The organism is Klebsiella sp. KE9456 (assembly GCF_043832615.1).
Taxonomy (GTDB): Bacteria; Pseudomonadota; Gammaproteobacteria; order Enterobacterales; family Enterobacteriaceae; genus Klebsiella; species Klebsiella indica.
This window is the reverse complement of record NZ_JBDYQK010000003.1, coordinates 189,275-206,274: the sequence shown is the minus strand read 5'-3', so window position 1 is coordinate 206,274 and position 17,000 is coordinate 189,275. Positions and strand designations below refer to the sequence as shown.

Sequence of the window (17,000 nt, the reverse complement as noted above, 5' to 3'; positions counted from 1 at the left end):
AACTTGAAGCATAACGGAAATCACTCCCTCCAGGTATTGCGACAGCAATATCTGGGGTATTAATGGGATTTTTTTACTCTGCACCTGTCATTGCATCTCACATGGCCAATGCACACTAAAAAAATCCTTAATATTAAAATGGAGTTCCCTATGATCCAGGCCTTCTCAATTCCACGCAGTATTATTTATGGCGAAAATGCTTTAGAACATCTGTCGACGCTAAGCGGTAAAAAAGCGGCATTAGTCACCGGCGGCAGTTCAATGAAGCGCTTTGGTTTTCTGGATAAAGCCATCACTGAACTTAACAAAGCGGGTATCGAATGCATTATTATCGATAATGTTGAACCTAATCCGTCAATTAAAACTGTCTGGCGCGGCGCAAAAGAGATGCTGGCCTTTGAGCCTGACTGGATAGTGGCAATCGGCGGCGGTTCCGCGCTTGATGCCGCCAAAGTCATGTGGTGTTTCTATGAGCACCCGCAATTGACGTTCGAAGAGATCATCCCGGTCGGCGCCATGCCGCCGCTGCGCAACAAAGCCCGGTTTGTTGCGATCCCGTCCACCAGCGGCAGCGCATCAGAAATCACCGCATTCTCGGTGATTACCGATACGGCGAATCATATTAAGTACCCCATTGTCGCCGCCGATCTGGTACCAGATATCGCCATTCTCGATCCCACGATCCCGGCTAAAATGCCGCCGCACGTCACCGTCCACACCGGTATGGATGTCCTGACCCACGCGATTGAAGCCTATGTATCCACCGCATCCAACTCGTTTACCGACCCCTATGCAGTAGAAGCTATTCGCCTGGTGTTTACATATCTGGAAACAGCATACCGCTCGCCTGATGATTTAAACGCTCGCATGCATATGCATAATGCCTCTGCGCTGGCGGGAATCGCCTTTACCAATGCATCGTTAGGATTAGTGCATTCAATGGCGCATAAAATTGGCGGCGAGTTCGGCATTACACATGGCCTGGCAAACGCCATTATGTTGCCTTATATCATCCAGTATAATGCGAAATTCACGAAAAAATATCACCAGCTTGAAGCCGCGTTAGGGATAACTAATCTGATTGAGAAGATTAAAGATCTGAATACACGTCTGGAAATCCCACCAACATTAAGTCAGTGTAATGAAGTTGATATTAATGAAGTGACTTTCGTGAATGTTCTCGACAGAATGAGCGCCAATGCCGTCGACGATCCCTGCACATTAACAAACCCCAACTATCCGTCGGTTCAGGATGTGAAGGGGTTATATACTAAAGCATTCTACGGCGCATAATCGCCATCCCGTCGGCTTTTTAAACCGCAAAATACGTTGCATCAGGCGGTAGGGGTTATCCACACCTCTACCGCCTTCTTTTTTCTGTTCCCGTCGCAGGATAAATCAAAGCTGAATCGTTAAATCTAAAAACGATTAAGTTCACATATTTCATATATGTGAATGGTTAATTACAAATAAAAATGAGATTTAAATCCCATTTATAGATATAAAATCGCATATTTCCTCACCAGGTGAAACATCTCACATTTCAAAAATCCAGTTACCACTAAATTTCCCGAACCAGAAACACAATCGATTCAGCAAAAGGGATGAAAAATGAAAAAGACATTAGCTTTAACAGCAATCGCCATGCTTATCTCTGGGCCGGTCATGGCAAAAACATGGGTGCTGACAAACGCTGAAAGCGGCATGGATAAAGGAAACTGGCAAATAACCAGCGATCAGCTGAAGATAAAAGATCATACCTTCAGCATTGAGCAAAAAGTGCTGCACGGCGGTAAACAGGAGGGCAGTAAAATCCTCATAATCCGCAGCAAAGATGGCCTGACTATTACCCTGAGCCCGACCCGTGGCATGGATCTGCTGAAAATTGAAGGTTTCGGCTCGCGAATGGGCTGGGACTCACCGGTAAAAGAGGTGGTCAACCCGGCCTTTATTAACCTGGAAAGTCGTAATGGTCTGGGTTGGCTGGAAGGGTTCAATGAGATGATGGTGCGCTGCGGTTATGAATGGACCGGCCATCCGGTGACCGCCGACGGGCAAATTTATACCCTGCATGGCAGAGCCGGCAACACGCCAGCCTCTCAGGTAGAAGTTGAGGTGGCGGATAGCGCGCCTTATGAAATTCGCGTGCGCGGGCTAATAAAAGAGAGCGCCTTCAAGAAAGTGAATTTACAAACCATGACTGAGCTGCGCTATGTGCCTGGCAGCAATAGCTTCAGCCTGCATGATGTCTTAACCAACCACGCCGACTATCCTCATGATTATCAAATCATCTATCACAGCAACTTCGGTAAACCGATCCTCGAAGAAGGCGCCCGATTTATCGCGCCAATATCCAGTATCAGCCCGTTCAATGACTATGCTAAAGCCGGTTTAAAAACCTGGCAAACCTACGCCGGTCCGACCAAAAATTTCGATGAGATGGTCTTTAATATCCAGCCGCTGGCGGATGCTAATCATCAGAGCCTGGCTGCGGTAGTCAACAAAGCGGGAGATAAAGGCGCGTCCATTCAGTTCGATACCCGGCAGCTACCGGTGCTGACGCTATGGAAAAATACTGATACCGAGAAACAAGGCTATGTGACCGGTATTGAACCCGGCACCAGCTACGCCTATCCGGTAACCATCGAGCGTGAACAGAAACGCGTTAAGCAGCTTCAGCCTGGGGCCAGCACGCAATTCGATCTGACCTATACATTGCTGCATAACAGCAAACAAGTGGCCGACATTGAGAAGAAAATTGCCGCTATTCAAGGAAATACCCCTGTCGCGGAAAACGAAACGCCGATCGCGAAAGAGTAATGTCACGCACAGAGGATAGCGTAACCCGGTAACGAAAAGCATCTGCCCTCACACAGAGGGCAGATAAACAAAGCGTCTCGCTTACCCGGCAGCCTGCGCTTTTTTCGCCAGCTTATCGAGCAGCTTCTGATGAATGCCGCCAAACCCGCCGTTACTCATCACCAGAATGTGGTCGCCCGGATGCGCGGTTTTGACAATCATATCCACCAGATTATCGACATCGGCGCTCCAGTGCGCAGGCTGTACGCAAGCGTCAGCCACTTCAGCGACCTGCCACGGAATATGCTGAGGCTGCAGCAGGAAGACTTCATCCGCGCGACCAAGCGATGGCGCCAGGTCGTCTTTGCAAATGCCCATTTTCATAGTGTTGGAACGCGGTTCAAGCACGGCAAGAATTCGCGCGGTACCGCCAACTTTGCCGCGCAGCGCCTGCAAAGTCGCCAGAATCGCCGTCGGGTGGTGGGCAAAATCGTCGTATACGGTGACGCCGTTGGCTTCACCGCGAAGTTCCAGACGGCGGCGGGCGTTGATAAAGCTGCCCAGCGCATTGGCCGCATCGGCAGGCTGTACGCCGACATGCCGGGCGGCAGCAATGGCCATCAGGCCGTTATGCATATTATGTTCACCGACCAGCGCCCACTTCACCTCGCCAACTTTCTCTCCGTCCAGCCACACTTCCCATGAGGAAGCATCGGTGGTCAGCTTTTTCGCCTGCCAGTGGCCCTGTTCGCCGACCAGTTCCTGCTCGCTCCAGCAGCCCATCGCCATCGTCTGTTTCAGATTGATGTCGTTCTCAGGCAGAATGATTTTGCCCTTGCCCGGCACAATGCGCACCAGATGATGGAACTGTTTCTGGATGGCCTTCAGATCGTCAAAGATATCCGCATGATCAAACTCAAGGTTATTGAGAATCAATGTACGCGGGCAGTAGTGAACGAACTTAGAGCGCTTATCGAAGAAAGCACAGTCATATTCATCGGCTTCAATCACGAAGAACGGGCTGTCGCCAAGGCGCGCGGACACATCAAAGTTGCCCGGTACGCCGCCGATGACAAAGCCCGGCTTGTAGCCACAGGCTTCAAGGATCCAGGTCGCCATCCCGGCTGTGGTGGTTTTACCATGCGTCCCGGCAACCGCCAGCACCCAGCGATCGCGCAGGACAAAGTCGTGCAGCCACTGCGGCCCGGACATATACGGGATGTTATTTTCCAGCACCGCTTCCACGCACGGGTTGCCGCGCGTCATCGCGTTACCGATGATCACCAGATCCGGCTGCGGATCCAGCTGGCTGGCATCATACCCCTGGATTAATTCAATTCCCTGAGTTTCCAGCAAGGTACTCATCGGCGGATAAACGTTCGCATCCGACCCCGTTACCTCATGACCAAGGGAGCGCGCCAGCACCGCCAGCCCCCCCATAAACGTGCCACAGATTCCTAAAATATGAATGCGCATTCGTCATTTCCTTCTCTTATCTGAAGCACAGTTTACCGGGATGTTGGGGGGGAAAGAAATGCATTTAGGGCGAATCCGCATTTTGCTGGCGCGATTCACCTGTGCGAACTTTTTTTATTCTTTGTTAAGATTGTGATGTTCGTTTTACTTCACATAAACATGCAGGGAACGGGTTATGAAAACGTTAGGTGAATTTATTGTCGAAAAGCAGCATGAGTTCTCTCACGCTACTGGCGAGCTTACTGCTTTGTTGTCGGCGATAAAGTTAGGCGCCAAGATCATCCACCGCGATATCAATAAGGCCGGTCTGGTCGATATCCTGGGTGCCAGCGGTGCGGAAAACGTTCAGGGCGAGGTACAACAAAAACTCGACCTGTTCGCCAATGAAAAATTAAAAGCTGCACTGCGAGCACGTGATATTGTTGCCGGGATCGCCTCTGAAGAAGAAGATGAAATCGTCGTCTTTGAAGGGTGCGAACACGCCAAATACGTGGTGCTGATGGACCCTCTGGATGGCTCCTCTAACATTGACGTTAATGTCTCGGTCGGCACGATTTTCTCTATCTATCGTCGCGTCACACCGGTGGGCACGCCCGTTACCGAAGAAGATTTTCTGCAACCGGGTAACCGGCAGGTCGCCGCAGGCTATGTGGTTTACGGCTCCTCGACGATGCTGGTCTATACCACCGGCTGCGGCGTCCACGCTTTTACCTACGACCCGTCCCTTGGCGTCTTCTGCCTGTGTCAGGAGCGCATGCGCTTCCCGGAAAAAGGCAACACCTATTCCATTAACGAAGGCAACTACATCAAATTCCCGATGGGCGTGAAGAAGTACATCAAGTACTGCCAGGAAGAAGATAAAGAGACCCAGCGCCCCTACACCTCGCGCTATATCGGTTCTCTGGTGGCGGATTTCCACCGTAACCTGCTAAAAGGCGGCATCTATCTCTACCCGAGCACCGCCAGCCACCCGGAAGGTAAGCTGCGCCTGCTGTATGAATGCAACCCGATGGCGTTCCTCGCTGAACAGGCGGGCGGCAAAGCCAGTGATGGCAAAGAGCGCATTCTGGATATTATCCCGGAAAGCCTGCACCAGCGTCGCTCTTTCTTCGTCGGCAATAATCATATGGTGGAAGACGTCGAGAACTTTATTAAAGCGTTCCCGGACGCGTAAAGCCCTTCCCCCTCCTGATGACGGGAGGGGGCATCTCCCCTCAGCGCTCCACTCTTGATACCGGCGAGCTCTGCCGATTTTCCCATAATACCGTCAGACCTCGCTGAAACGCGATAAAGATAAACAGCAGAATGCCAATGGCGATCTTGGTCCACCATGAACTCAGCGTACCGTCGAAGTTGATATAGGTTTGAATCAGCCCCTGAATCGCAACGCCAAACAACGTGCCCAGCACCGTCCCGACACCGCCGCTTAACAGCGTGCCGCCAATCACCACCGAAGCGATCGCATCCAGCTCGACCCCCACGCCCGCCAGCGCATAGCCCGCCTGGGTATAAATGGAAAAAACGATCCCCGCCAGCGTCGCCAGCCCGGTGGAAAGCATATAGATGCGGATCGTCGTGCTGCGCGTAGAGATCCCCATCAGATTCGCCGATGTTGCATTGCCGCCAATAGCATAAACCTGATTGCCAAAACGAGTACGGTGAGCCAGAAAAATCCCTACCACCACCACCAGCAGCATCAGCAGCCCCATCGCGCTCAGACGGCCGCCGCCGGGTATCATCCATGCCAGTCCGGAGAGGGTGTCATACAGCGGATGATTGATGGGGATTGACTCTTCGGAAACCAGATAGCTGACACCGCGCAAGAAAAACATCCCGGCGAGCGTGATGATGAACGCCGGGATCTTCAGCGCATCGATCAGCAAGCCCATAAATGCGCCAAAAGCACACCCCATCACCAGCACCAGCGGAAACGCCACCAGCGGCGAAAATCCCCAGAAGCCGATCGCTTTGGCGAGAAATACGCCAGTAAAGGCGATAACCGATCCCACCGACAGATCGATCCCGCCGGAGAGGATCACGAAAGTCATGCCGACGGCGATAATCCCAAGAAAAGCATTATCGGTCAGGATATTGCAGATTACCCGCGTCGAAGCAAATCCCGGAAACTGAACCAGGCAGTAGAGGTACCCCAGCAGAAATACCGCCAGGGTGATCATTAACGGTAAATTACGTTTTATCATGGCTGCGCATCCCCTTCAGTAAACTGATAAAGCGCGGCGACTGGACAACCAGCACGCACAGCACCACCACCGCTTTGACGACCTGGTTAAGTTCCGGCTGGAATCCCGACAGCAGGATCCCGGTATTCATCCCCTGGATAATCAGCGCCCCAACCACCGAAAGCAGCAGGTTAAAACGCCCCCCCAGCAGCGAACCGCCGCCGATCACCACCGCCAGAATAGCGTCCATCTCCAGCCATAAACCGGCATTATTGGCATCGGCCCCGCGAATATCCGCCGCGACAATAATCCCGGCAATCGCCGCACAAACGCCGCTTAATACATAGGCCAGCATCACCACAATGCGGGTATTCACCCCGGCGTTTTTCGCCGCGCGAATGTTAATGCCCACCGCTTCGATAAACATCCCCAGCGCGGTCTTGCGGGTAAACAGCCAGAACAGCAGCAGCGTGAGGACAGCGATAATCACCGGCGTCGGGAAAAGCAGCAGCGAACCGCTGCCAAGCCATGCAAGGTGTGGGGAATCAAAGGTCACAATCTGCCCGGAAGTGATTAACTGCGCCACGCCGCGACCGGCAACCATCAGGATTAACGTGGCGACAAAAGGCTGGATCTTCAGCATCGCCACCAGGATCCCGTTCCACAGACCGGCCAGCGCGCCAGCGGCCAGCGAGGCCAGCAGCACCACCGGCAGACTGTGTCCCGCCACGGTCATCGACGCCGCCGTCGCGCCGGCAATCGCCATCACCGCTCCGACAGAGAGGTCAATCCCGCCGGTGGCGATAACCAGCGTCATGCCGATCGCCAGCAGGGCAACCGGCGCTGCGCGGTTCAAAATATCAATGGGGCTTCCGAACAGCCGCCCTTCCTGGAGCACTATCTGGTAGAAATGCGGGGAAACCATGCTGTCGATCACCAGCACCAGCAGTAAGGCAATAATTTGCGGCATCCCCTTTGGCCAGGTAAAGCGCCGTTTCGGCTGGCCGGTTTTCGGAACTGATTGAGGCATCATCGGTTACTCCTTATGCCGCAATAGCATTCATGATCGCCGGAACGGAGAGCTCGCTCAGCGCCAGTTCCGCCACCTGCTGGCGATCGCGCATGATAATCACCCGATCGGCATAGCCCACCAGCTCTTCCAGCTCTGAAGAAATCACCAGCAGCGCCAGGCCATCGGCACACAGGGATTCGATCAGACGGATGATCTCCGCATGGGCGCCGACATCAATACCGCGCGTCGGTTCGTCGAGGATCAGGAACTGTGGTTTGGTCAGTAGCCAGCGAGAGAGTAAAACTTTCTGCTGATTCCCCCCGGAGAGGAACTCTATCGGTTGCTCAGCGTTAGGGGTACGAATCCCCAACTGGCGGATAAAGCGCTGGGCAATCTCATTTTGTTCACGTCGGCCAATCGGCCGCAGCCAGCCGCGCTGCGCCTGCAACGCGAGAACGATATTTTCCCGTACCGACGCGGCGGCGATAATACCGTCTGTTTTGCGATCTTCGGGACAAAAACCGATCCCGAGGCAGGATGCCTGATGTGGCGAACGCAGAGTCTGCGGTTTGCCTTTGATCCATGCTTTGCCGCAATCCGCGGGTTTGATGCCGAAGATCACTTCCGCCGTTTCCGTCCTTCCCGAACCGAGCAGGCCCGCCAGACCCACGATCTCTCCAGGACGAACCTGGAGATTAAACGGCGCGATGGTGCCTTTTTTGCCAAAATCTTCGAAGGCGGCGACCGGTTTCTCACTCAGCAGAGTACGGCCTGCACGTTGCAGAGCGTTATGCTCCAGCTCACGACCCAGCATCATTTTCACCAGTTCGATTTGCGGCAGTTCGCGGGTTTCCCGGCAGCCAACAAAGCAACCGTTGCGCAGGACGGTGATGCGATCGCTCACCGCATACACCTGGTCAAGAAAATGGGTAACGAAAATCAGACTGACCCCGCTATCGCGCAACTGGCGCATCAGGGTGAAGAGCATCTCCACTTCCAGGGTATCCAGACTAGCGGTGGGTTCATCAAGAATTAACACTTTTGCGGACAGATCAATCGCCCGACAGATCGCCACAATCTGCTGCATCGCAACCGAAAAGCGATTGAGCGGTTCGCGCACATCAAGGGAAAAACCGTAGGACGCCATCAGATCCGTCGCGCGCTTTTCCATCTCTTTACGCCGCAGCAGGCCAAAGCGTCTCGGTTCACGGCCAATAAACAGGTTATCCGCCACCGACATATTGGGCAGCAGGTTTACTTCCTGATAGACGGTGCCAATCCCCAACTGCTGGGCATGGGCGGTATTTTTTGGCGCGATCTCCTGCCCTTCCAGCCAGATAGCCCCACGATCCGCATGATAGACCCCGGTCAGCGCTTTAATCAGGGTTGATTTGCCCGCGCCATTTTCACCTAACAGGGCCATGATTTCGCCCCGCCGCAGGCTGAAATTAACGTTATCCAGCGCTTTCACGCCGGGGAAAAATTTGCTTAACCCTTCGGTACGAAGAATTTCCTGATGTGATTCGTCGTTCATGCTCTCCCCTCACCTTAACCCTCTCCGGGAGGAGAGGGTTCTCAGCCGTGCAGTCGTCAGACAACCACTCAGTAGCCCATATTTTTCTTCTTCTCCAGCTCTTCTTTCGCGGTATCCGGTAAGTAGAGCGTTGATTTAGTGATGATCACTTTCTCAGGTACGGTGCCGTCTTTTTTGTATTTCTCCAGCGCATCGAATGCCGGCCCGGCCATGTCCGGCGTCAACTCGACGCTGGCATTCGCTTCACCGGCAATCATTGCTCTATAGATATCCGGTACACCGTCAACGGAGCCGGTGAGGATATCTTTGCCCGGCTTCAGCCCGGCCTCTTTAATCGCCTGAATTGCGCCAATGACCATATCGTCGTTATGGGCGTAAACCATGCAAATGTTCTTGCCGTTGTTTTCCGCTTTAATAAAGCTCTCCATCACTTCTTTACCCTTACTACGGGTAAAGTCGCCGGATTGGGAGCGGATAATTTTGATATTCGGCGCGTTAGCAATGGCTTCGGCAAAGCCTTTCTTACGGTCAATCGCCACGCTTGCTCCGACGGTGCCCTGCAGTTCAACCACGTTGCACGGCTTACCATCAACGGTTTTAATCAGCCATTCGCCAATCAGCTTACCTTCCAGCACGTTGTTCGCGGTGACGGTCGTCATATAGAGATCTTTATCTTTTACATCAATCGAGCGATCGAGCAGGAAAACGGGAATTTTTGCCTCTTTGGCTTCCTTCAGTACCGGCTCCCAGCCGGTCGCCACCACCGGAGCGATAAAGATGGCATCAACCCCCTGCGCGATGAAAGAACGTACTGCCTTAATCTGGTTTTCCTGCTTTTGCTGCGCATCGGCAATTTTCAGGGTGATACCGCGTTCTTTCGCTTCCGCCCTGGCGACGTTGGTTTCAGCCGCACGCCAGCCGGATTCTGAACCGACCTGAGAAAAACCTACGGTAAGAGGGGCAGCCATAGCCATAGACGACATAGCTGCGGAAACTGCTGTGACAAGAAGTAAGCGCTTCCACATAAGAAGATCCTCGTAGGGTTATTGTTGGTTAAAACCTCACCTGCGGACAAACTATAGACAATCGGAGATGTAACTGGATGCGTTACATCACACTTCAAAAAAGTTAATTAGATGTTAATCGACACAACTTACGCCAGCAGAGAGCCCATAAGGCTTCGCGCCCTGTGTGATGATGGCTGTTTATGATGAAATTTTGCACGTATTGAGATATCAAGCACATGCAATGAAAACGGTTACATAAATTTATTCAGTATGCGGCTATGTTTATGGATTTTTCGATTGTTTAACGGGGAAAAATTCAGACGCTTGCCATGCATTTCGCGGAAAAAGAAGCGAAGACATTCGATGTGAGTTGGCTATAATACCTGGCACTTGTTTGCCATACATTTTAAAGGAAACAGACATGAGCTTACTCAACGTACCTGCAGGCAAAGATCTGCCGGAAGACATCTACGTCGTGATCGAAATCCCGGCGAACGCAGATCCAATCAAATACGAAGTCGACAAAGAGAGCGGCGCACTGTTCGTTGACCGTTTTATGTCCACAGCGATGTTCTATCCGTGCAACTACGGTTACATCAACCACACTCTGTCTCTGGACGGTGACCCGGTGGACGTTCTGGTCCCGACGCCGTACCCGCTGGAGCCGGGTTCAGTGATCCGCTGCCGTCCGGTTGGCGTGCTGAAAATGACCGACGAATCCGGTGAAGATGCCAAACTGGTTGCGGTACCGCACACCAAGCTGAGCAAAGAGTACGATCACATCAAAGATGTGAGCGACCTGCCGGAACTGCTGAAAGCGCAGATCACCCACTTCTTCGAACACTATAAAGACCTCGAAGCCGGCAAATGGGTTAAGGTTGATGGCTGGGACAACGCCGAAGCGGCGAAAGCTGAAATCGTTGCTTCCTTTGAGCGCGCGAAACAGAAGTAATTCCGCAGCGTTCTGACCAACGAACACCGCCTTCGGCGGTGTTTTTTTGTCTAAAGAAAACAACGCCACCCGAAGGTGGCGTTGCCGTTATTGATACTGGTCTCTGTCCAACCAGTTGCCATTTTCTATCAGCACAAACCCCTCAACGGGGCGCTGATAGACATACATCCAGGCACTACCGTAAGGCGTCTGGATTAAGTGACGAGCATACTCGCCCCCTTTGGTACGCAACGCATCCAATTCAGCCAGCGTCGAAGCGTCAATACGATAAACTTCACCATGTACTGTGCCCTTACCCGGCACTGCACCTGGATAGTGGCCCAGGTTGTACAGTTGATAATCAGTGACACTATGATCGCCCAGCCACTGAGCATTAGTCATCCAGTGGCTGTTGCCTTGTTTGCGTCGTAAACTGCCGTAAACAAATATTCGCATTGCTAAAACTCAAACTGATAGAGCAAATCGAGAGCCTGGTCTACGCCAGACACCGCTTCCATATATAGCTTAGGCATCAGGCGATAACGCAACGTCAACGTCGCCAGGGAATCAAAGATCCCTACCCCATATTTTACCTGCAGACCCGGCAGTACATAGCCGCTGACCACCACCTGGGAGGAGTCACCCACCCCCTCGGTATCCAGCGCCAGATTGCTTACGCCAAACGTCTCGCCGATTTTACCCACAACCTGACCACTTTGTGCAACCCCCATGCCAATAAGCATCGAGGTCATGGCCGCACTATCGCTCTGTCCGCTGCTTAACCCCTGCCCTCGCAGCAGATAAGAGAGCGCCTCTTGTTGCGACATTACCGGGTCAGAGAATATTTCCGCTTTCGGCTGATCGGCCGAACCGGTCACTCGAACGCCAGCAACCACATCATCTTCAGTGGCATCCGGATTACGAATAGCTTCAATATTCAACAACGGCTGATCCGGTGGGCCGGAGAACATCAGCTCACCTTTACGCACAATCAGATCCTGACCATAGGCGTGAAAACGGCCTTCCGGGATACTGATCTGCCCGTTCAGGCCCAGCCCCTGTTTATCCTGAGCGACTTTCAAATCACCGGTCAAACGGGCTTTCAGGCCGAAGGCGCTCAGACGAACATTATTGCCGACGTGGATCATCAGGTTACTGTTGATGGGGATACTGGCGCTCTGCTGCTTAATCGGTTGCAGATTTTTATCCAGCATCACTTCATCAGAAGAGACGCCAACGGCGCTTTCCGGCACTTCATTGACGACAATACGTGCCCACGGCACATCGACGCTGCCATCAAGGCTAAACAGGCTTGGTGTGGCAGTAAAGACCACATCCGGCGATACATCAAGGCGCACCATCGGCGGCACGGTTATCCGCACCCGGCTGCCTTTCGCCGCGATTTGCGCGCGCCAGTTATCAATCTGCGTCCAGTCGGCGCTACCGCTTAAAGCAATTTGCCCCTGGCTGGTATTCACCGTTCCCTGCAATGTTGAACGGGTGCCGGTAAAATTCATTGCCAGCTGGCTCGGCTGCATATCGAACGGCATAAAGTTGCCTTCAATATCCACGCCATTGAGCCGCATCTGACCATGCAACTGCGGGTTCTGCACATTACCGCCAAGCGTAAGATGCGCGTTAAGTATCCCCTCAGCCTTCTCACCGCGCGCGAAAACAGGATTTATCATCGCAAGCGAGAAGTTGTTGATATTAACATTGCCCCCCAGATTGCGGCGTCCCTGCGGATCGGTGACCTGAACCTGCCCGTCCAGTTGACCGTTGTTGGTCAAACGAATCAACCAGCCCAGCTGCGCGCGGTTATTGTGCAAATCGGCCGTGAGGTTCAGGGTATCGAAAGACACCGGTAGCGGCGCGTCATTGACCATCTGGGTCACTTTCACGTTACGCCCGTTTAGCGTGACCTTGCCCTGCGGTAATCCCTCTTTGGTCGTGTCCCAGCTCACATCAGCGTTACCGCTAAATACGCCGCTGGCGCGCGTCTCTTCCGGCATAAACGGCTTCAGCATCGCCAGGTCGAAACGCCTGAGATCCACCCGCGCGTGCCCGCTCGCCCCCGCGTCGATGGTTTGCGGCACGCATAGCTCGGCATCAGGGTTAGTCCAGCAATGTGGCCCGATACTGATTTTTTGCTCAAAATGACGGTAATCCAGCGCAATATCCCGCGTCAGGGCAACCGGCCCCACCGGCGTCTGGAAACGCGTATTGCTGAGCGTCCCTTTCCAGCGCTCTGCTTTACGATCAAAGCTCCCTGCCAGCGACAGATGCCCGGCAACCGGCTCGCCCTGCACCCGCAGTTGCAGGTCGTGCTGCTTCTCGTCGCCCTTCGCATTGAGCTGTACCAGGCTGATATTGACACCCGGCTGACGAATACGATCGATGCGTACATCAAGGTTTCCGCCAATCTGCTCTGCAGATTTGACATCCCCCTTCACGTTCACTTGCGCAATGGACAGCTCCTGCCAGCGCAGCGCCCGGGCGGTGATATCCGCCAGTAGCTGCGGCGCATCGACGGTACCGCGGACTTTCACCAGTCCCTTCGCCGTGCCGCCCAGTCCCGGCAGCGCATTATCAAGCCGCGGCGCATCAATCGTGGCGTCGAGGTTCAGATCTTTCACCCCCAGTTCGCCTTTCACGTCGGCGCGATTAGGGCCTAACGCCAGATGCAGGCCGGGGATTTTCCACTGCATATAGCTATTGCCCTGCAGCGAACCGTTCACATCGACCTTATTCTGTTTCACATTACCGGTGATTTTTAGCTCCGGCACCGACATCTGCCAGCTTCCGCCGTACAGGCTACCCTGAGTTTTAATCAGACCGTTGAGCTTCGAGGGCCACTCAGGCACCTCTTTCGCGGTGTTAATGCCGTTGAGCGTCAGTTCGCCACGCCAGCTGATCGCCTGCTGCCAGTCAAGCAGCGCTTTCAGCTCGGTTTTCCCCTCCAGGGCGGCGACGGTCAGCTTATCGATATTGACCTGCTGTTCGTTGCCCTTCGCGTTCAGGCTAATTTTTGCCGGCGGCAGCGATTGTCCTTTCACCGCGGTGCTGAAAGCCATGGTGTAGTCGGTCATTTTGCCGTTAAATTTCAGCAGCAGATCATCGGCCTGGAACGCTTTCTCGCCGGTAAACGGCCAGTAGAGCTGGTTGCTTTTAACCTCCATATCCAGCGGTAAGCCCGCTTCAGCCAGCTGCGCTTCGGCACGCAGCGTCATTGCCACTGGGCCAGTTAAATCCACGCCAACCGTCAGCTTTTTACGCACCTCGCCCCCGACGTTCAGTTGCACCTTCTCGCCCTTCAGCGGATCGATATTCAGCGTGCTGTTAAGGGTGATATCAACCGGCCAGTTTCCCTGCAATTGCGCGCGACCGGAAGCCTTCACGTTGCCCTGGTCGGAGTCCACATCCAGCGCATCCAGTTTCATCTGCCCGTCAGTGCTGCTGACTTTCAGCAACAGCGTATAGATGGTCATATCGGTATCGCCGGTCAGGCGCAGCTGTTCGCCGCGGAGCGCCTGAATATTGAGATTCAGCGGCAAATGAACGTCTGCCATTTCCGGCAGCACCGGCTTCGAGAAGAGATCTTTCATCATCTCGCCAATCGGTTTCTCTTCCGGCTGCGGGTTGGCGATTTTCGGTTCGACCACCTGCTCTTGCGCCACTTTTGCTGCTTTCGGCAGCGCAATAAGCAACCCTTGCAACGAAGTCGGCGTCAGGGTCAGGTTTTTCTCCTGCCAGTTCAGGCCGCTGGAAAAATCACGCAGCGAAACGGCGGTATCGTCAATTTTCACATTGACGTTATGCAGCGCCACCCGGTTCAGGGTAATCGGATAGGGAGTGGAAAGATTTAGCGGGCCGCTCTCTTCTTCCTCCACCGGCTCAGCTGGCGGCATTTTACGGGTATCGATCGTCACATAAATATCGCGCAGAGAGATATCGTTGACGCACAGGCTGCTGTCCCACAGGCAGCGCAGCTTGACGCCAAGGTGGAACTGACCTGCGCTTATCGCCACCCCAGGCTGTTCATAACGTATATTATTGAGCGTCAGGTCACGCCAGCCGCCGGTGGTTTTGCCGATTTCCAGCCCCGGAACCCAACGATTGGCGGCGTTTATCACCAGATGCAGGCCCGTAGTGGTACCCACCAGAAATCCTGCTGTTCCCAGTAACAACACCAGAAAAATCAGTACGCCGAGGCTTATTTTCTTCCATAAACTCATAATTCAGGCCCCAGACCAATGTAAAACTGTAAACCGTGCTCATCTTTGTCGCCTATCGGCCTGGCGATATCCAGTTTGATCGGCCCGACCGGCGACTGCCAGCGCACGCCAAAGCCCGCGCCGGTTTTGAAATCACTTTCACGGATATCGCTCACGGCTTCACCACTGTCGACAAACACCGCGCCCCACCACTTGCCGCTCACGTTATACTGATATTCCAGCGAGCCGGTAGCCAGCTTCGAAGCCCCTATCAGCTTGCCATCATCATCTTTAGGCGAGATAGATTTGTATTTATAACCACGAATACTCCGGTCCCCCCCGGCGAAGAAACGCAGGTCCGGCGGAACTTTGCTGAAGTTATCGGCTTCAATCCAGCCGAGATTGCCGCGCACCACGAAACGGTGACGGTCGTAGAGCGTTCGGATCCACACATCCTGCGCCTGCATGACGATAAAGTTAATATCCGAGCCCCACAGGGTGTTGGAATAGTCTACCGAGTAGCGCTGCGAATCGCCCCAGGTTGGCATCAGACCGCCCCGCGAGCGGGTCCGGTTCACCGACACGCCCGGATAGATCAGCATCGTGGTATTCGTCACGTTAGCCTGGGTAAAGTGGTCAAGGCTCCAGCGCAGATTCAGCGCGCGCTGCCAGCCGCTCGACATCTCCCAGTAGCGCGAAACGGCCAGGGTCGTTGAGTCGGCTTTCGTATCGTTGAGGTCCGTACGTTTGAATCCGCCCTGCATCAGGTAGTACTGCTCAAGGGGGCTTTTTAACAGCGGAATTTTATAGCTGAAATCAAGCTGCTGCTCAGGAGCGGAAACGCTAAGACTGGAAGTCAGGCTATGGCCGTACGAGTTCATCCACGGCTTTTTCCACGTCCCTTTGACCCGCGGGCCGACGTCAGTTGAGTAACCGACGCCGGTTTCAACGGTATTCTCTTTACGCGGGGAGACAACGCCCTGCAAAGGCAGAATTTTGGTCTGGCGGGACTTTGCAAACTGCGGCGCCACGACCACGGAGCTAAACCAGCCGGTAGCCGACAGACGGCGGTTGAGTTCGGCTAAATCCTGTGAAGTGTAGTAGTCGCCCTGTTTAAACGGCACCAGGTTTTGCAGGTATTCGTCGCGAATCTGCGAGCCTTCGAAAGTGACCGGGCCAAAGCGATAGCGCTCGCCGCTGTTGTAGTCGATATCCCAGAAGGCCTGATGTCTGTCGAGAGAGACGCCAAGCTGGCTTTTATTAAATTCGCTATCGAAATATCCCTTGCGCAGCGCAATGCGGGTCAGTGAACTTTTGAAGCCATCATAATCGCTATGATTGAGCACGGTGCCGATGGCCGGGCGCGTTTTTAACAGATCCAGATAGTCGCGATCGGTCCGCGCTCCGCCGCGCAAAATAACCTCGGTACCGCCAATACGCACCGGTTCGCCGGGCGTGACTTTAGCAATCAGGACCTGGCGCCCCTTCTTTGGCGGCGGACGCAAATCAAAATCGATCGTCGGTTCGTAGTAACCCAGCGCTTTGAGCCCTTCACGAATAGCATCGTCCACGCGCGCGCGGAAGCGCCGATCCGGCGTCACCTCATCGCTCTGGATCGTAGACAATTGGGCGCGGACGTTTTTTTCCAGCTCCCCGGATAACCCCTCCACTTGCAAACGCACGCTCGCTGCGCTGGCGACCCCGCTGACCAGTAAAAGGCTGGTGATACATAACTGGCGGATTTGTAGCACGTTTTCTCCTGAATATCCTTGTTTGCCCCGAAGGAAACGAAATCGCCGCTCCACGGCTTAACAACCCACTAACAGCCAGGGGTTGAAAAAGTGACA

General features: G+C 53.8%; 12 protein-coding genes. 4 read left to right on the top strand and 8 right to left on the bottom strand.

Annotated features, from left to right (window positions below; genetic code table 11):
- The first annotated feature begins 150 nt into the window (after positions 1-150).
- A complete protein-coding gene (locus ABK821_RS04645; protein ID WP_138361661.1) occupies positions 151-1,293 on the top strand; it encodes an iron-containing alcohol dehydrogenase in 1,143 nt (380 codons plus the stop codon).
- A gap of 318 nt (positions 1,294-1,611) precedes the next feature.
- Positions 1,612-2,820 carry an aldose 1-epimerase family protein gene (locus tag ABK821_RS04640; RefSeq protein WP_138361662.1) on the top strand — a complete coding sequence of 403 codons (1,209 nt, stop codon included), beginning with the start codon at positions 1,612-1,614 and terminating at the stop codon, positions 2,818-2,820.
- 81 nt (positions 2,821-2,901) lie between these two features.
- Here the strand turns inward: ABK821_RS04640 and mpl are convergent, their stop codons facing one another.
- Entirely contained in the window at positions 2,902-4,275 is a 1,374-nt protein-coding gene (mpl, locus tag ABK821_RS04635) for a UDP-N-acetylmuramate:L-alanyl-gamma-D-glutamyl-meso-diaminopimelate ligase (protein WP_138361663.1), read from the bottom strand.
- Between the two features lie 175 nt (positions 4,276-4,450).
- Here mpl and fbp point away from each other — a divergent pair, with 175 nt between their 5' ends.
- Positions 4,451-5,449 (top strand): class 1 fructose-bisphosphatase, encoded by a 999-nt coding sequence (gene fbp, locus ABK821_RS04630; protein WP_138361664.1) that lies wholly within the window; start codon positions 4,451-4,453, stop codon positions 5,447-5,449.
- A 40-nt stretch (positions 5,450-5,489) separates the two neighbouring features.
- Here the strand turns inward: fbp and yjfF are convergent, their stop codons facing one another.
- The 4 genes from yjfF to ytfQ all read right to left on the bottom strand — a co-directional run bounded on the left by yjfF (position 5,490) and on the right by ytfQ (position 10,026).
- A complete protein-coding gene (gene yjfF, locus ABK821_RS04625) occupies positions 5,490-6,476 on the bottom strand; it encodes a galactofuranose ABC transporter, permease protein YjfF (protein WP_138361665.1) in 987 nt (328 codons plus the stop codon).
- The gene (gene ytfT / locus ABK821_RS04620; RefSeq protein ID WP_142502863.1) at positions 6,463-7,488 is read right to left on the bottom strand and encodes a galactofuranose ABC transporter, ATP-binding protein YtfT; all 1,026 of its coding nucleotides are present in this window, start codon (positions 7,486-7,488) and stop codon (positions 6,463-6,465) included. Before ytfT ends, yjfF begins: the two co-directional genes overlap by 14 nt.
- Before the next feature lie 10 nt (positions 7,489-7,498).
- Entirely contained in the window at positions 7,499-9,001 is a 1,503-nt protein-coding gene (gene ytfR / locus ABK821_RS04615; protein ID WP_343178438.1) for a galactofuranose ABC transporter, ATP-binding protein YtfR, read from the bottom strand.
- A 68-nt stretch (positions 9,002-9,069) separates the two neighbouring features.
- A complete protein-coding gene (ytfQ, locus tag ABK821_RS04610; RefSeq protein WP_138361668.1) occupies positions 9,070-10,026 on the bottom strand; it encodes a galactofuranose ABC transporter, galactofuranose-binding protein YtfQ in 957 nt (318 codons plus the stop codon).
- A gap of 403 nt (positions 10,027-10,429) precedes the next feature.
- Here ytfQ and ppa point away from each other — a divergent pair, with 403 nt between their 5' ends.
- Positions 10,430-10,960 (top strand): inorganic diphosphatase, encoded by a 531-nt coding sequence (gene ppa / locus ABK821_RS04605; protein ID WP_138361669.1) that lies wholly within the window; start codon positions 10,430-10,432, stop codon positions 10,958-10,960.
- An 87-nt stretch (positions 10,961-11,047) separates the two neighbouring features.
- On the opposite strand, the gene ABK821_RS04600 is transcribed toward ppa, so the two are convergent.
- Genes ABK821_RS04600 through tamA form a run of 3 tightly spaced genes read right to left on the bottom strand, consistent with a single transcriptional unit; the run spans position 11,048 to position 16,904 of the window.
- Complete coding sequence (locus ABK821_RS04600; protein ID WP_138361670.1) at positions 11,048-11,395, bottom strand: gamma-glutamylcyclotransferase; 348 nt, start codon at positions 11,393-11,395, stop codon at positions 11,048-11,050.
- 2 nt (positions 11,396-11,397) lie between these two features.
- Positions 11,398-15,174, bottom strand: coding sequence for a translocation/assembly module TamB domain-containing protein (locus ABK821_RS04595; protein ID WP_343178439.1), 3,777 nt, complete (start codon positions 15,172-15,174; stop codon positions 11,398-11,400).
- On the bottom strand, positions 15,171-16,904 hold the full coding sequence (gene tamA / locus ABK821_RS04590) for an autotransporter assembly complex protein TamA (protein ID WP_138361672.1): 1,734 nt from the start codon (positions 16,902-16,904) through the stop codon (positions 15,171-15,173). Before tamA ends, ABK821_RS04595 begins: the two co-directional genes overlap by 4 nt.
- Positions 16,905-17,000 lie beyond the last annotated feature (96 nt).

What these genes read in the sequence shown, in the direction of transcription:
- ABK821_RS04645 (WP_138361661.1), top strand. Translation starts at nt 151, where the DNA reads ATGATCCAGGCCTTCTCAATTCCACGCAGTATTATTTATGGCGAAAAT.
- ABK821_RS04640 (WP_138361662.1), top strand. Translation starts at nt 1,612, where the DNA reads ATGAAAAAGACATTAGCTTTAACAGCAATCGCCATGCTTATCTCTGGG.
- mpl (WP_138361663.1), bottom strand. Translation starts at nt 4,275, where the DNA reads ATGCGCATTCATATTTTAGGAATCTGTGGCACGTTTATGGGGGGGCTG.
- fbp (WP_138361664.1), top strand. Translation starts at nt 4,451, where the DNA reads ATGAAAACGTTAGGTGAATTTATTGTCGAAAAGCAGCATGAGTTCTCT.
- yjfF (WP_138361665.1), bottom strand. Translation starts at nt 6,476, where the DNA reads ATGATAAAACGTAATTTACCGTTAATGATCACCCTGGCGGTATTTCTG.
- ytfT (WP_142502863.1), bottom strand. Translation starts at nt 7,488, where the DNA reads ATGATGCCTCAATCAGTTCCGAAAACCGGCCAGCCGAAACGGCGCTTT.
- ytfR (WP_343178438.1), bottom strand. Translation starts at nt 9,001, where the DNA reads ATGAACGACGAATCACATCAGGAAATTCTTCGTACCGAAGGGTTAAGC.
- ytfQ (WP_138361668.1), bottom strand. Translation starts at nt 10,026, where the DNA reads ATGTGGAAGCGCTTACTTCTTGTCACAGCAGTTTCCGCAGCTATGTCG.
- ppa (WP_138361669.1), top strand. Translation starts at nt 10,430, where the DNA reads ATGAGCTTACTCAACGTACCTGCAGGCAAAGATCTGCCGGAAGACATC.
- ABK821_RS04600 (WP_138361670.1), bottom strand. Translation starts at nt 11,395, where the DNA reads ATGCGAATATTTGTTTACGGCAGTTTACGACGCAAACAAGGCAACAGC.
- ABK821_RS04595 (WP_343178439.1), bottom strand. Translation starts at nt 15,174, where the DNA reads ATGAGTTTATGGAAGAAAATAAGCCTCGGCGTACTGATTTTTCTGGTG.